The 15,113-nt window shown below is 69.7% G+C and carries 10 protein-coding genes; 5 read left to right on the top strand and 5 right to left on the bottom strand.

The features are described from left to right. Positions 1-85: 85 nt before the first annotated feature. The 3 genes from ACZ7OI_RS24205 to ACZ7OI_RS24215 all read left to right on the top strand — a co-directional run bounded on the left by ACZ7OI_RS24205 (position 86) and on the right by ACZ7OI_RS24215 (position 8,155). Positions 86-3,325: a BTAD domain-containing putative transcriptional regulator gene (locus tag ACZ7OI_RS24205; protein ID WP_470266440.1), complete on the top strand. Its 3,240-nt coding sequence runs from the start codon at positions 86-88 to the stop codon at positions 3,323-3,325. A 63-nt stretch (positions 3,326-3,388) separates the two neighbouring features. After that, complete coding sequence (locus ACZ7OI_RS24210; protein ID WP_470266441.1) at positions 3,389-7,009, top strand: BTAD domain-containing putative transcriptional regulator; 3,621 nt, start codon at positions 3,389-3,391, stop codon at positions 7,007-7,009. A 69-nt stretch (positions 7,010-7,078) separates the two neighbouring features. Continuing rightward, a complete protein-coding gene (locus ACZ7OI_RS24215) occupies positions 7,079-8,155 on the top strand; it encodes an alpha/beta hydrolase family protein (RefSeq protein WP_470266442.1) in 1,077 nt (358 codons plus the stop codon). Position 8,156: 1 nt separating this feature from the next. Here the strand turns inward: ACZ7OI_RS24215 and ACZ7OI_RS24220 are convergent, their stop codons facing one another. The 4 genes from ACZ7OI_RS24220 to ACZ7OI_RS24235 are packed head-to-tail and all read right to left on the bottom strand — an operon-like array spanning position 8,157 to position 11,744. Beyond that, positions 8,157-8,984: a carbohydrate ABC transporter permease gene (locus ACZ7OI_RS24220; RefSeq protein WP_470266443.1), complete on the bottom strand. Its 828-nt coding sequence runs from the start codon at positions 8,982-8,984 to the stop codon at positions 8,157-8,159. Beyond that, the gene (locus ACZ7OI_RS24225; protein WP_470266444.1) at positions 8,981-9,865 is read right to left on the bottom strand and encodes a carbohydrate ABC transporter permease; all 885 of its coding nucleotides are present in this window, start codon (positions 9,863-9,865) and stop codon (positions 8,981-8,983) included. The genes ACZ7OI_RS24220 and ACZ7OI_RS24225 overlap by 4 nt, the downstream gene beginning before the upstream one ends. A gap of 5 nt (positions 9,866-9,870) precedes the next feature. Beyond that, the gene (locus tag ACZ7OI_RS24230; RefSeq protein ID WP_470266445.1) at positions 9,871-11,136 is read right to left on the bottom strand and encodes an ABC transporter substrate-binding protein; all 1,266 of its coding nucleotides are present in this window, start codon (positions 11,134-11,136) and stop codon (positions 9,871-9,873) included. A gap of 14 nt (positions 11,137-11,150) precedes the next feature. Further along, positions 11,151-11,744 (bottom strand): helix-turn-helix transcriptional regulator, encoded by a 594-nt coding sequence (locus tag ACZ7OI_RS24235; protein WP_470266446.1) that lies wholly within the window; start codon positions 11,742-11,744, stop codon positions 11,151-11,153. Positions 11,745-12,145: 401 nt separating this feature from the next. Between ACZ7OI_RS24235 and ACZ7OI_RS24240 the strand changes: the two genes are divergently transcribed. Further along, positions 12,146-13,117 (top strand): glycoside hydrolase family 3 N-terminal domain-containing protein, encoded by a 972-nt coding sequence (locus ACZ7OI_RS24240; RefSeq protein ID WP_470266447.1) that lies wholly within the window; start codon positions 12,146-12,148, stop codon positions 13,115-13,117. Between the two features lie 30 nt (positions 13,118-13,147). Then, positions 13,148-13,657 carry an HAD domain-containing protein gene (locus ACZ7OI_RS24245; RefSeq protein WP_470266448.1) on the top strand — a complete coding sequence of 170 codons (510 nt, stop codon included), beginning with the start codon at positions 13,148-13,150 and terminating at the stop codon, positions 13,655-13,657. Between the two features lies 1 nt (position 13,658). Here the strand turns inward: ACZ7OI_RS24245 and ACZ7OI_RS24250 are convergent, their stop codons facing one another. Next, complete coding sequence (locus ACZ7OI_RS24250) at positions 13,659-15,077, bottom strand: tetratricopeptide repeat protein (RefSeq protein ID WP_470266449.1); 1,419 nt, start codon at positions 15,075-15,077, stop codon at positions 13,659-13,661. Between the last annotated feature and the right edge of the window lie 36 nt (positions 15,078-15,113).

The following is a 15,113-nucleotide window of genomic DNA, read 5'->3' on the forward strand; positions in this document are numbered from 1 at the left end:
GCGGTCCCGCCACGTCACCTTTTCGGCGTAAGCTCACCAGAGGCATCCGGCGTGTGACGATCCGTCAGCGCGTGAAGGGAGACCGATGTCGGCATCCGGCGGCGTCCCGGCGCCGGAAATCCAGCTGCTCGGACCGGTGCGAGCCTGGCTCGGCGACCGGCAGCTCGACCTCGGTTCCGCTCATCGGCGCACAGTCTTCGCGGTGCTCGCCTTCTCCCCGAACCGCACGGTCTCCCGCGAAGTGCTCATCGACGCGGTGTGGGGCGACGCGCCCCCGGCCAGCGCGCAGGGGAGCATCTACACCTACATCTCCGGTCTGCGCCGCGTCCTCGAACCGGGCCGCCGCAAAGGAGCCGAATCGCGGCTGATCGCCTCCACCGGGTCCGGCTACTCGCTCTGCATCGAACCGGAGCAGATCGACGTCCACCGCTTCAGCGCGCTGCGCGACCTCGGCAACCGGCTGCTCGCCGAGGGACGCCGGGCCGAAGCGCGGAGCGTGCTCGACGAGGCTCTCGCGGAGTGGGACGGCACGCCGCTGCAATGCCTGTCCGGTCATTACGCCACCGCGCAGCGGGTGCGGCTGGAGGAGCTCCGGCTGGCCACTGTCGAACGCCGCGCCGAGCTGGCGATGGACTCGGGCGAGTCCGCCGGGCTCGTCACGCAGCTCGGCGAACTCGCCGCGGACCATCCGTTCCGCGAGCCGCTGCACGGTCTGCTCATGCGAGCGCTTGACCAGGCGGGCCGGCATCACGAGGCGCTCACCGTTTACACCGAGCTGCGCGAGCGGCTGGTCGAAGCCTCCGGCACCGAGCCGGGGCCGGCGCTGCGAGAGCTTTACGAGAAGCTGCTGGCTGCCGACGAGGCGGTCACGCCCACGCCGGTCACTAAGGTTCCGCGCTTCCCGTTGCCGGTGCTGCCGCCGCGCCCAGCGACGTTTGTCGGGCGCGAGAACGAGCTTCAGCTGCTTAACGAGGCCGTCGCCGGTCTCGGCGGCGGCCTCGGCCGTTCGGTGTGGGTCAAGGGCGAACCGGGGATCGGCCGGACCGCGCTGCTGGCCGAAACCGTCGCGCTGGCCCACGAAACCGGCTACACCGCGCTGTTCGCCGCGGCCGATTCGCTCGACCAGGGCTTTGCCTTGCGTCCGTTGCTGGACGCGCTCGGCGTGCACACGCGTGCCTCGGATCTGCGCCGCGCGGAACTGGCGGTGGCGCTCGCCGAGAACCCGGAGCTGGACCCGGTCGAGGGCATTCTCGGGCTGGTCCGGAAGCTCTGCGCGGACGGTCCGCTCGCGCTCGTGGTCGACGATCTGCAGTGGGCCGACGAAACCACGCTGCAGGTGTGGCAGCACCTCGCCCGCGAGACCCGGCGGCTGCCGCTGCTGCTCGTCGGAGCGAGCCGTCCGCTCCCCCGCTCGGCCGCGCTCGAAGCGCTGGCCGCCGATCTGTCGTCCGGCGCGACGTCGCTGCTGCGGTTGGAACCGTTGCCGGACAACGAGATCCGGAAGATCTCCGCCGACCTCACCGGCGCGCCGCCGAACCGGATGTTCTCGATTCTGCTCGGCCATGCCGCCGGAAATCCGCGCTACGCCACCGAAATCGTCGAAACGCTGCTCGCCAATTCGATGATCCTGCTCGACGGCGCGCACGCGATCGTGGACGGTTCCTCGTGCCGTTCGATCCCGTCGCCGCTCGGGTCGCGGATCACGCTGTACCTGATCTTCCTCTCCAGCTCTGCGCGAGATCTGTTGCGCTGGGCTGCCTTGCTGGGCAAGGAATTCTCGCTCGCCGACATCGCGATCGCCACCGAGCGCGCGCCGACCGCGCTCGTTGCCGCGGTCGAGGAGGCACTCACCGCGGGAGTGCTGGTCGAGTCCGGCGATCTGCTCGCGTTCCGGCATCCGTTGCTGCGCCGCGTGTTGTACGAAAAGACGCCCGCCGCGATGCGCGTCGCACTGCACCGGCAGCTGGCCGAGGCGCTCGATGGTGCGGGGGCGGGCGCGGAACGCGTCGCCGAGCAACTGGCCGCCGCACCCGCGCAGGTGGATCCGTGGGTCGCGAACTGGCTGGTCGAGCACATCGGCACGGTCGCCGCGCAGTCCCCGCGGATCGCGGTGGACCTGCTCAAACAGGTGGTCAAACAGGCCGTGCTGCCCGCCGAAGCGCGCGAGCCGCTCACCGCCACGCTCGCCCGGCTGCTGTTCTGGCTCGGCCGCGAGCCGGAGGCGGAGGCGCGGTCGGTGGTCGCGCGCACCAAGGACAGCAGGCAGGCCGCGGAAATGCGCTGGATCCTCGCCTACATCTATTACCGCCGTGGCGAATTCGCCGAAGCCTCCTCGGAAGTCCGCCGTACGCTGGCCGATCCGAAGGTGCCGGAGATGTGGCGCGGGCGGCACGAAACGTTGCGCGCGACCATCGAGCGGTTCGCCGTCGATCATCAAGCGGCCGAACCGGATCTGTCCGAACTGGGCGTGCTGGACGGCCTCGACAACGATGCCGACCTGAGCACCGCGCGACGGCTGGCCGCGACCCGCGCGGTGCCAGGGGAAATGCACCTGGCCGGCGCGGTGCACTACTACTGGCGCGGTCGCTGGGGCGAGGCTCTCGCCGAACTCGACACGGTCATCCGGGGCGGGGCGGAAACCGCGTCGTATGTGTTGCGCAGCCCGGGATCGGCGTTGCTGGTACACGGTGTCGGCGCGCTGATCGCGAGCCACCGGGACGAGCCGGAAGAGGCACGCGCGCATCTCGACGCGGCAGCCCGGCACCAGTTCCCGCACGGTCTCGAACCGAACGGCGGCGACTACCTGCTCGCCGCCCGCGCCCAGCTCGCCGAGCTGGAAGGCGACCCGGAAGCCGCCCTCGCCGAGCTGCTGCCATTGCTGGAGCAGAGCTATCCGCCCGCGGCGCGCCAGCAGTGGCTGCCCGACCTCGCCCGGCTCGCCATGCAGCTCGGCGACCAGCCGCACGCGTTCCGGGCGTTGCGGCTGATGGGCGACACCAGCGGGTACGACACTCCGCCGTCGCACACCGCGGCCTCCGCGCACTGCCGGGGCCTGGTCACCGCGGATCCGGACGCGATCCTCGGCGCGGCCACGCACTACGAGGCCGCCGGACGGATGCTCAAGCACGCTCGCGCCAGCGAGGACGCCGCGATCCTGCTCGCCGAGTACCGCCGTCTCGACGAGGCGCGCACGGCTTTCCTCGCGGCACTCACCAGCTACACCTCGGTCGGCGCGGCTTGGGACGTGCGGCGGGCCGAGACGCGGATGCAGCCGTACGGCATCCGGCGGGCCAGTCCGGTCCGCGCGCGTGCGGCAGGAGAGTGAACCGGGTGGACTCGCGTCCATGATCGAGGCGGTAAACTCGGCCAACACGGCGAATGGAACGGCATGCCAGGGGATTTGCGGGTGACGGTGCTCGGCCCGTTGCGCGCCTGGCGCGGGACGACCGAAATCTCGCTCGGACCCGCGCGGCAGCGGGCGGTCTTCGCCATGCTGGCGGTCGCCGCCGGACGGCCGGTGCCGCGCGCCGAGCTGATCGCCGGCGTATGGGGCGAGTCGCCGCCGGCCAGTGTCGAAGGCAGCGTGCACACCTACATTTCCGGGCTGCGCCGCGCGCTGGAACCCGAACGCACCCGGTGGTCCGCCTCGACCGTGCTCGGGTCCGGTCCGGCTGGCTACACGCTCGACCTCGCGCCGGAAGCGCTGGACGCGGCGAAGTTCGAGCAGCACCGGGAGGACGGCAAACGCGAGGCCGAGGCCGGGGCGCACAACCGCGCGGTGGCCGATTTCAGCGCCGCGCTCAAGCTGTGGCACGGCGAAGCGCTGTCCGGCGTGCCCGGCAATTTCGCCGAACGGCATCGCGCGTACCTGGCCGAGCTGCGGCTGGACACCCTGGACCGAGCTGCCCGCAGCAGGCTGGAAATGGGCGGCCACCAGGAGATCATCGCCGAGCTGACCGCGCTCACCGCCGAATATCCGCTGCGCGAATCGTTGCGGGCCTCGCTGATGCTCGCGCTTTACCGCAGCGGACGGCATTCCGACGCGCTCGACGTGTTCCGCGACGCGCGCAGCACAATCCGCGCGGAGCTGGGCGTGGAGCCCGGGCCGGGGCTGCGCGAGCTGCACCAGCGCGTGCTCGCTGAGGACCCGGCGCTGGATCTGCCGCGACCGTCGGTGCCCGAGCCGGTGGTGCGTGCGCCGCGGGATCCGTTGCTCGGCCGGGAAGCCGAGGTCGGCAAGCTGCGCCAGCTGCTCGACGGGGTCCGCGCGGGCCGGGGCCGGGCGGTGTGGATCGAGGGCGAGGCCGGGATCGGGAAGTCGGAGCTGCTGGCGCATGCGTTCGGCGACGCAGGCGGCTTGCAGGTCGCCTGGGTCGCCGCGGACGAGCTGAGCATGCGGTTTCCGTTGCAGGTCATGCACGAATGCCTGGCGATCGACCCGCATTCGCCGGATCCGCGCCGCGCGCGCGTCGCGCTGAGCAGCGAGGAACCGGTGCGGCGCGTCGGCGACCCGGTGCTGGATTCGGTCGACCGGCTGCTGGCCCTCGTCGACGAACTGTGCGCCGAATCGCCGCTGCTGCTCGTGGTGGACGACCTGCAATGGGCGGACGAGTCGAGCGTGCTGGTGTGGCATCGGCTGTCCGCGGCTGCCCGGCAGTTGCCGTTGCTGCTGGTCGCCGCGACGCGACCGGCACCGGAGCGGCCGGAGATGACCCAGCTGCGCCGCGGCGTCGAGACGCGCGACGGCATCGTGCTCGACCTCGGCCCGCTCGGCGAGGACGACGTCCTGTGCCTCCTGCAGCGGCAGATCGGCGCGGATCCCGGACCGCGGCTGCGGGACCTGACCGCGCGCGCCGGCGGCAATCCGTTGTACCTCAAGGAAATGCTGGACGCACTGGTGCATTCGGGCGCGGTCGAGCAGCGCGACGGGCTCGCCGACGTCCCGGATCCGCTGCGGTTCGAGCCGCCGGAATCGATCGTCGCGGCGGTCAACCGGCGACTGGAGCTGCTGCCCGAGCAGACCCGGCACGTACTGGGCTGGGGCGCGATTCTCGGCATGGAGTTCGCGGTCGGCGACATCGCGGCGGTACTCGGACAGCGGCCGTCAGACCTGCTCGGCCCGCTTGAAGCGGCCGTGGCGGACAACATCCTGCTCGACACCGGAACTCAGCTCGCGTTCCGGCTTCCCTTGCTGCGCCAGACTTTGTACCACCATCTGCCGCCGGAAACCCGGGCCGCGCAGCATCGCCAGGCGGCCGAAGCGCTGGCCAAGATCGGCGCGCCGGTGAAGCGGGTCGCCGAGCAGCTCGTGGCTGTGCCGTCCACTGTGGACCCGTGGGTGCTGGACTGGCTGGTGGAGCACCAGAGTGCGGTGTCGAACCGGGCTCCGCTGATCGCGGTCGAGCTGCTGGAGCGCGCGCTGGCCGGGATCGAGGACGATGATCCGCGCCGCGAGCCGTTGCTGGTCGCGCTGGTACGGGTGTTGTTCCGGCTCGAGCGAGGCCCGGAAGACCTTGCGCTGCAAGCACTTGAAGTGTCCCGCGATCCGGACAACGCGGCGGAGATGCGGCACGTCGTGTCCGCGATGCGGTTCCGCCGGGGCGACGTGCGACTCGCGGTGGAAACGCTCGGGAATCCGGCGGAGGACCCGGGAGTTCCGGAACTGTGGCGGGTCAAGGGCCGCCATCTGCTCGCCAATTTCCGGCGCGGCGGGCTCGACGACCTCGATGTCGCCGAAAGGAACGCGCATCACGCCCGGGCCGAGGCGAACGGCGACGGCTACCTCACCGCGCACGCGCTGCAGACGTTGTGGCTGGTCGATTCCGTGCGGCGGCATCACGCCAACGCACTGAAACACGTGGACGAAGCGATCGCGGCCGTCGGCGACGAGCACGAACTGGCGGATCTGCATTTGGACCTGCTGGACAACCGCGTCTTCACGCTGCAGAACCTCGACCGGCTGGACGACGCGAACCGCACGCTGCAGGAAGCCGCCGAGGTGACGCGGCGGCACAGCATGCCGAGCGGGTTGCAGGTTTCCGTCGCGGTGCACCGGTATTGGGAAGGCCGGTGGGACGAAGCGCTGGTGGAGCTGGACACGGTGACCGAGGACGGTCCGGCGATCACCTTCTTCGGCCTGCGCGAACCGGGTGCCGCCGCGCTGCTGCTGCACGGGGTCGCGGCGCTCATCGCGGCACGGCGGGGCGAACGCGCGCAAGCGGCCGCGCTGCTGGACGCGGCGGAGGAACACGCGCCCGCGACGAGTGCCGAACGGGAGAGTTTCGACTTTTTGCTTGCCGCGCATGCGCTTGTCGCCTATCAGCGGGGTGATCTGCAGAAGGCGATCACGGTGTTCGAGCCGATCCTGAACCCGACGTACGCGCAGATGATGTTGCGGCATCAGTGGTTGCCGCAGTTCGCGCAGATCGCGTTGGCGGCGGGCGACCGGGCGGCGGCGGAGCGGGCGCTGGCGGTGTGTGTCGAAGAGGCGGAGAAGGAGCTCGAACCGGCGCGGGCGTTCGCGGCTGCGGAATGGTGCCGCGGATTGCTGGACGAGGATCCGGAGCCGGTGCTGCGGACCGTGGAGCATTTCCGGGCAGTGGGGCGGAAACCCGAGCTGGCCAGTGCGTTGGAGGACGCGGCGGTGTTGCTGGCCCGGGTGGGTCGGCTGGACGCCGCGCAGGCCGCGTTCGATGAGGCAGCTTCGCTGTACACGGAGCTTTCGGCGGCGTGGAATCTGGAGCACGCGGAGACGCGGTTGCAGGCGGTCGGCGTGCAGCGTGGCGCTTCGCTGGCGTCGGCGCGGCCCGAGCACGGGTGGGAATCGCTGTCGACGCTGGAGGTCCGTATCGCGCGGCTCGTCGCCGCCGGCCGGTCCAATCCGGAGATCGCGACGGAGCTGCGCCTGCCGCGACGGACGGTCCAGGCGCACGTCGTGCGGTTGCTCGGGAAGCTGGACGCACCGTCGCGCAGCGAACTGGCGACCACCGTGGCGCGACGGACGGGTTGACTAAAGTCGGGGGTCGCTGGAGACGGTCGGCAGGGGCGGGCAACCCGGGCGAAACGGCAGAGTTCCGGCATGCGCTTCCGAACCGTCCTCGCCGCCGCTCTCCTCGTCACCGCCTTGGGTTCCGCGCCCGCGGCGGCCGAATCCGCGGTCACCTTCGAGCTTCCCACGCCGTCCGGGCCGCACGCGATCGGCGAACGCGACGTCCACCTCGTTGACCAGGCTCGGAACCGGGAGCTGATGGTCAGCGTCTGGTATCCCACTCGGCCCGGCTCCGGTCCGAAGGCGCGGTATCTGCCCGCGCAGGCCGCCCCGTACTTCGATCAGGGCGCGGCGCCGGCGTTGGGGCTGCCGACCGGCAAGGTCGACTGGGCGGCCGTCGAGACGCACGCCCGGGCGAACGCGCCGGTGCAGGGACGGTGGCCGGTGGTCGTGTACTCGCCGGGCTGGGCGTCGTTGCGGGCGCTGGGCAGCGCTACCGCCGAGGATCTCGCCAGCCGCGGGTACATCGTGGTGACCATCGACCACACCGGCGAGGCGCCGTTCGTCGTGTTCCCCGACGGGCGCGTGGTGTTCTCTCAGGGGAGCAAAGACCTGGTCGCCGGGATGCGCACGCGGGTCGCGGATGTCCGGTTCGCCCTTGACCAGCTGCCGGGCATTCCCGGGCTCGGCCAGTCGATGGACCTGAGCCGGGTCGGGGCGATCGGGCATTCGTTCGGCGGGGACACCGCCGCAGAGGTGTCTACAGTGGACTCCCGAGTGGACGCCGCGGCCGATCTGGACGGTTGGCTGGCTTATGACGTCGATGGCAAGCAGCTCACTCGCGCCGGCGCGGAGGGGGTGTCGCGGCCGGTGCTGCTGATGGGGTCGTCCGGCAGCACCAGCGACGGGCAGGCGCGCAGCCATCGGACGTCGCCCGCGTGGAAGTCGTTGTGGGAGCACACTTCGGCGCCGAAGCAGGACATCACCCTGGCTGCGGCGATGCACTACAGCTACACGGATGTCCAGTGGTTCCTGCCGAAGCTGGCGCAGCGGGTCGCCGTTGATCCGAAGGTGCAGCAGACGCGGATCGGAACTATTGATCCTCGGGTGAGCATCGCGGTGCAGCGGTCCGCGATTGCCGGGTTCTTCGGGCGTTACGTCTCGTGAGTTAGGCCCGGGTCAAGCCGGTCGAGATGCTGCGCACCAGGTTCCGGCCGAGCAGCAGGAAGAGGATGATCACCGGCAGGACGCCCAGCGTCGCGCCGGTGAGCATCAAGGCGTAGTCGGTGAAGTAGCCGCTGGCCAGCTGGGACAGGACTACCTGCACGGTCGGCGTTTGCGCCGGGTCGAGGACTACCAGCGGCCAGAAGTAGTCGTTCCACGCGCCGAGGAAAGTGACCATGGCCAAGACAGTCGCTTGTGGACGGATCGCCGGGACTGCCACGTGCCAGAACGTGCGCAGGATCGACGCTCCGTCCACAGTGGCCGCGTCGACCAGGTCCTGGTCGATCGAACCCTCGCACGCCTGGCGCATCCAGAACACACCGAACGCGCTCACCAGCGCGGGCACGATCACCGCTTCGAGGCGGCCATACCAGCCGAAATCGCTCACCACCAGGTAAAGCGGGACGACCCCTAGCTGCGCGGGCACCATCGCCGAGCCGACCACGAGGAGGAACAGCGTGTTGCGGCCGCGGAACCGGAGCCGGGCGAAGGAAAAGCCGGCGAAGCTGGACAGGACCACATTGGACACCATCACCGTCGTCGCGACGATCAGCGAATTGCCGATCGCCAGCCAGAAATCGACAGTGGTGAAAACGCGCTGGATGTTGTCGAAAAGGTGGCCGCCGGGCAGCAGCAGCGGCGAGGTCTCCCCGATCGCCGCGTTGTCCCGAGTGGACACCACGAACGACCAGTACAGCGGAAACAGCGACGAGGCGACCAGCCCCACCAGCACCGCGTACACCCAGCCCCCGGCCCGGCCCCGGCGGATCACGGCGCGCCCACGAACCGGCGCACCAGCCGGTAGTTGAAGACCGCGAACACCAGGCAGATCAGGAACATCACCCAGGACAAGGCCGCCGCGTATCCGGCGTCGAATTTGCCGAAGCCTTTTTCGTACAGGTACATCGTGAGCGTTTGGAACTGCCGGTCGTTGCCGCCCGCGCCGCTATTGCCGGTGGCGTCGAACAGTTGCGGCTCAGCGAACAACTGGAGCCCGTTGACCGTTCCCGCGACCGCGGTGAACGCAATCGTCGGGCGGATGCCGGGCACGGTGATCGACCAGAACGACCGCCACCGCGAAGCACCGTCGAGCGCGGCGGCCTCGTACAGATCCTGGGGCACCGCTTGCATCGCGGCCAGGTAGATCAGCGCGTTGTAGCCGGTCCAGCGCCACATCACCATGCTCGCGACCGCGAGATGCGACGACCATTGATGCGACTGCCAGGAGACCGGCGGCACCCCGAACCAGCCGAGCACCTCGTTGACCACGCCGTAGCCCGAGCTGTACAGCTGCGCGAACACCAGCCCGACGGCGACCACGGACACCAGGTTCGGCAGCAACAGCCCGGCCCGCCACCAGGTTGCCGCCCGCAGCGGCCGGTTCAGCAGGGCGGCGATTCCGAGCGCGAGGAAGAACTGCGGGATCGCGGCGAGCAGGAAGATGCTGACGGTGTTGAACAGCGCGTTGTAGAACCGTGGGTCACCGAACAGCTCGACGTAATTCGCGAAGCCGAGACCGCCTTCCGGACCGGAAAGCAAATCCCACCGGTGCAGCGAAACCCACGACGTGTACAGCAGCGGGAAGGCGCCGAACACTCCGAAAAGGACAAAGAACGGCAGGATGAAGACGTAGGGGGTGAGCTTCCGGTCCACGACAGCTACTTGATCGCGTCGCGGCCCATCCGGACCGCGTCGGCCCACGCCTGCTCGACGTTCTCGCTCCCGTCCTCGATCCGGCCGAGCGCGCGGCCGAATTCGGGACGCACGTCAGCGTCGTGCAGGCCGCGGTAGTTCGGCCGCAGCTTGTCCGCCGACGTCGCGTAGATCTGGCCGACCGGCGCGTTCGAGAAATAGGGATCGGTGTGGGCGATGACCTGCGGGTCCTGATACACGCTCGGCTCGCTCGGCAGGATTCCGTCGGAAAGGAAAAGCCGTTTCTGCTGCGCGGGCGCGGTCAGCCACTGCGCGAGATCGTAGGCTTCCTTCGGGTGCGCGCTCTGCTTCGGCACGGCGAGGAAGGAACCGCCCTGGTTGCCGCTGTTGCCCGGCACGGTCGTGACGTCCCATTTGCCGCTGACCGCGTCGCCGCCGGCTTCCTTGATCTGCGTGAGCATCCACGCCGGACACGCGATGGTCGCGAAACTTCCCTGTTTGATCGCGACGTTCCAGGCTTGCGTATAGGTGGTCGCGCCCGCCGTTTCGTGGGCTTGCGCGAGGCCGCCGGACAACTGGAACGCGTTGTGCACGCTGGGATTGCGATCGGCGATGTAGGAATCGTCCTTGGCGGAGAAGTAGTTCTCCGGCGACTGGTTGAGCATCGCGGTGTAGACGGTGCCCGCCGAATCGGCGAACTTCACCTTCGGGAGCTTTTCGGTGAACCGGGCGGCGGTCCGCGCGTAACCGGCCCAGTCTGGCATCAGCTCCGCGACGGCCTTGCGGTCGGTCGGCAATCCGGCCTGCTGGAACAGATCCCGGCGATAGCACATCGCGAGGCTGCCCATGTCGGTGCCGAGCCCGAACACGTAATCGCCCGAGGTGCCCTGCGCCCACTTCCACGACGCCCATTGCTGCTTCAGCTTGTCCGCGCCGAAGTCGGCCAGGTTGACGAATTTGTCCTTGGCCCGGATGTACTTCGGGATGTACTGCTCCTCGACCGCGACGACGTCGGCCGCGCCGCGCCCGGCCGCCAGCTGCGTGGCGAGGCTCTTGAAATGCGTGTCGAAATCGGTGACCCGGCTGCGGATCTCGACGTTCGGATGATCTTTCTGGTACTGCTCGAACAGCGGCGCGTAACCGAACTCGCCGAATGTGGCCACGCTGAGCGTGATCTTCCCCGAGGACGCGGCGGAACCGCACGCGGCCGCCAGTAACAGGAATGCGGCGGCGAGCGCGGCAACGGCCGGGCGCCGGGTCAGCTTTCGCACGTGGTGAGCATCCTTTAAATCACTCCGGCGCGCAGCGCGTAGGCGACGGCGTGCGGACGGTTCCGCAGCTTGAGCCGGTTCGTCATGCCGTAGATCACGTTCTTCACGGTCCGCTCCGAGTAGCAGAGCTTGTTCGCGATTTCCGCGGTGTCCCAGCCCTCGGCCATCAACCGCAGCACGTCGACCTCGCGCGGCGACAGGTTGGTGTGGTCGCCGCCGCGGCGCAGGGTCTCGGCCTGGTGCAGCAGATCCCGCATCGAGGTCTCGCGCCCGGAAGCGGCGGCCACGATGCTGCGCACCAGCTGGTCGCCGCCGATCGCGTCGCGCGGCAGCACCGCGGCGACGTGCCAGGCGGCCAGCTCGGCCAGATCGTCGGCATCCACGTACCCGGCGATGAACACGATGGCCGCGGGCGTCTCCGAAGCCGCCGCCCGCAGCGCCGCCTTCACCTCGCGCGTGACGCGGTTCGCGGCGAACACGAGCACCGCGGCTTCACCGCGCTGCTGGCCCGGCATCACCCGCACCTCGCGGCGCGTGCGCAAATGGTCGATGAGGCCCGCGAGAGTGATCGGGTCCGAAGCCCATGCCGCAACCTTGACCTGATTCATCGCTGCCTCCCCGGTGCAGAGCACTCGCCTGTCGTGTTCCAGCAGTGTGCCCACTGCGGCTTCACGAAATCTCTAGTCGGGACGCGCTCATTCTTCACAGCGTGAAGTTGGGCCCGCCGGTGGGGTTCGGTTACCGTCACGGAGACCGGTCCGGACATGCAGAGGAAATGATGAAGGCGCACGCACGACCCCGCTGGATCACCGCAGGCGCCGTCAGCGGCTTGACGCTCATATGTGCACTTTCCGCTTGTTCCGGGGATCGTTCCGTTTCCGGAACAGCAACGCCTACTCCGCTCACCGCACCCAGCGCGGGGAGTTCGCCGCAAGCCGCTCCACCTGCGTCAACGTCGCCTTCGCAGACTGCGCCGGGACAGCTGGCGTGCGCGGCCGCAGTGTCGTCGATGGATCCGCGGGCGCGCGTGGCGCAGCTGGTGGTCCCGGGCGTCAACGCGGGCGACCCGGCGGGCGTCGCGGACCTCGTGCGGAGGCAGCAGGTCGGCGGGATCTTCGTGGGCGACAAAAAGACCACGCTGTTGCAAAATGGCGCGCTCGACAGCGTCCAGCGAGCCGCGAAGATCCCGGTTTCGGTCGCGGTCGACGAGGAGGGCGGACGCGTGCAGCGCATCGACGACCTCGACGGCTCGCTCCCGAGCGCGCGGCAACTCGCGGCCTCGAAGACACCGGACGAGGTGCGCGCGATCGGCGAGCAGCGCGGCAAGCAACTGCGCGCACGCGGGGTGACTGTCGACTACGCACCGGACGCGGACGTGAGCGACGAACCCGACGACGCGGTGATCGGCGACCGTTCGTACAGCCCGGACCCGGAAAAGGTCCGGCAGTACGCAATGGCCTTCGCCGAGGGCCTGCGCGCGGGCGGCGTGCAGCCGGTGCTCAAGCATTTCCCGGGCCACGGCCACGGATCCGGCGATTCCCACCGGGGAACCGTCGTCACCCCGCCGCTCGGCCAGCTGCGCCGGGTTGATCTGGTGCCCTATCGCGATATTTCGGAGTACGGCCAGGTCGGGGTGATGGTGGGGCACCTGGAGGTCCCGGGGCTTACCGGGGACGAGCCCGCGTCGCTGGCGCCGGAGGCGTATCGGTTGCTGCGCAACGAGTTCCACTTCACCGGGCCGGTGATCACCGACGACCTGGGCGGGATGAAGGCGATCACGGACCGGTTCGCGTTGCCGGATGCGGTGCTGAAGGCCTTGCAGGCGGGGGCCGACCAGGCGTTGTTCTCTTCTGGGCACAACGACGTAGGGGCCGTGGTGGATCGGCTTCAGCGGGCGGTGGAGAGCGGGGAGCTGCCGGCGGCGCAGGTGACGGCTTCGGTGGAGCGGGTGTTGGCGGGTAAGGGGTTTTGCCGTCCTTGACCTGGGTCGGGTGCCGAGTAGCGTCGGAGCGTGAAGCCGATTCTGCTGCTCGACGTGGACGGGCCGCTGAACCCCTTCGCGGCGGATATCCCGCCGCCCGGCTTCGTCGAATACCAGTGGCGTGCTTCGCGATGGCGGCGGAAGGCCGGGCGACGGGCCTGGCTCAATCCGGCGCACGGGACTGCGCTGCTCGCTCTCGCCGAGCGGACCGGCGCCGAGCTGGCGTGGGTGACCTCATGGGAAGACGAGGCCAACGCCACCGTCGGCCCGGCGCTCGGGTTGCCCGCGCTTCCCGTGGTCGGCGTGCGCGCCTACGAGCAGCACCCGGACTGGAAGTACGGCGCGGTCGGCCGCTTCGCGGCGGGGCGGCCCTTGGCGTGGCTCGATGACGACTTCGATCTGTTCCCCAGCGCCCGGCAGCGATTCCTCGAACGCCGAGGACGCCTCGCGACCGCTTTGATCCCGGTCCATCCTGCTGTGGGCATAGGTCCGGACCATCTCGCTACTGCGGAAACCGCCCTGCGGCAAGGCAAATCCTGACTCACTCCTGGAGCTGGGCCAGCGCCGCAGCAGCACTCACCGTCTGTGGATGGTCCTCCCCCAGCACCCTTCGACACCTCGGCAGCAGGTCCTCCAACACTACGAGCGCCGAAGCCCGGTCGCCCAGCCGGAGGTGGATCTGCACCAGATTCCCGGTAGTCCGCAAGGTGCCCAGCGCATCCGGCCCCAGGGCACGGCGGGTTCGGGCCAGGACGTCCTCCGTCTGGTCGCGGGCGCGTTCGTATTCGTTCAGCCCCATGTACGCGACGCACAGATTGCTCGCGACGACCAGCGTCAGCGGATCGTCCTCGCCCAGGGCACGGCTCGCCCGGGGCAGGAGGTCGGACAGCAGGTCGCGCGCCTCGGCGTGCTCGGTGATACCGATCAGGCAACCGGCCAGGCGGTTGGCGGCGGCGAGGGTGTCCGGGTGGTCCTCGCCCAGCGCCGTGGTCCATTCGGCGTGAATGAGCCGTCCCAGGGCGGCACCGGGCTGAGCTTGGCCGGAGACGAAGAGGTAGCGCAGCACTCGGATGAGCAGCGCGCGGTACTCCGGTGGTTCGTGGCTGCGGAAATCGCCAGAGGCGGCCGCCATCCGGATGGCGTTGGCGACGCGGCGGTATTCGGGCCACGATTCCTTCAGGTCGGGATCCCGGTCCAGGTCGAAGGGGACCTCAGGGACCGAGAACGGCGGCAGCACCGGATACGGCGGAGGTTGTGCGCGGTCCCAAAGCGAAGCGGGAGCGCCCTCCAGCAGGGTGGCCGGGCAGCCGCGTTCGTGGAAGAGATCGCAGCCGGAGCTGAGCACCGAATGCGAGCGGCCGGAGAACAGAGCGGGCACTGGGTACGCGTGGAACGGCTCGCCGTGGTTGTCGATGACCGTGGTGCCGTGGCGACCCGCGCAGGTCCAGTCCACTTCCAACTGCCAGGCGACCTCGTGGGTGGTGGTGATCGGTTCGATCTCGAACTGCTCGACGTCGGTCGCGCTGACGGTGAACGGGAAGTCCGGGCCTTGCGCGACCAGTCGCGGCGACGGAGCGTCGAAATCGGTCGTGAACGGGCGCGGTTCCAGGAGTCCGCCGATCCGGACCTGCAGGCAGGCCGGGCGCGGAGGGGTCCGCGAAACGACCACCACCCGCGCGGATTGCAGGACGACGGCGCGGGTCGTTCTGGCTTCCACCGTGATGATGTGGACCGTCCCGCCGGGCACGGCGACCTGCGGCGGATCGGTGTCGAGCACCAGATCGGCCAGGGTTCCGCCGGGTTGCAGCCGGACCGAGGCGATCAGCGGGTCGGCCAGATCCGCCGGACTGTCGCCCGACCGGCCGACATTGATGTCGCCGTGCACCGCCCCGGCCATCACGACCTTGTCGAAGCGGCCGCCGGTGATGCGGTTGGCAGAGGACTCTTCCGCGTCCGTCACCCAGGCGAGCCTAGCCGTTAACTCAATGAACGAAAG

It is taken from the genome of Amycolatopsis sp. NPDC114503, from assembly GCF_055633655.1.

Excerpts from the sequence above, each read along its gene's own strand:
- ACZ7OI_RS24205 (WP_470266440.1), top strand. The coding sequence starts at position 86 with ATGTCGGCATCCGGCGGCGTCCCGGCGCCGGAAATCCAGCTGCTCGGA.
- ACZ7OI_RS24210 (WP_470266441.1), top strand. The coding sequence starts at position 3,389 with ATGCCAGGGGATTTGCGGGTGACGGTGCTCGGCCCGTTGCGCGCCTGG.
- ACZ7OI_RS24215 (WP_470266442.1), top strand. The coding sequence starts at position 7,079 with ATGCGCTTCCGAACCGTCCTCGCCGCCGCTCTCCTCGTCACCGCCTTG.
- ACZ7OI_RS24235 (WP_470266446.1), bottom strand. The coding sequence starts at position 11,744 with ATGAATCAGGTCAAGGTTGCGGCATGGGCTTCGGACCCGATCACTCTC.
- ACZ7OI_RS24240 (WP_470266447.1), top strand. The coding sequence starts at position 12,146 with ATGGATCCGCGGGCGCGCGTGGCGCAGCTGGTGGTCCCGGGCGTCAAC.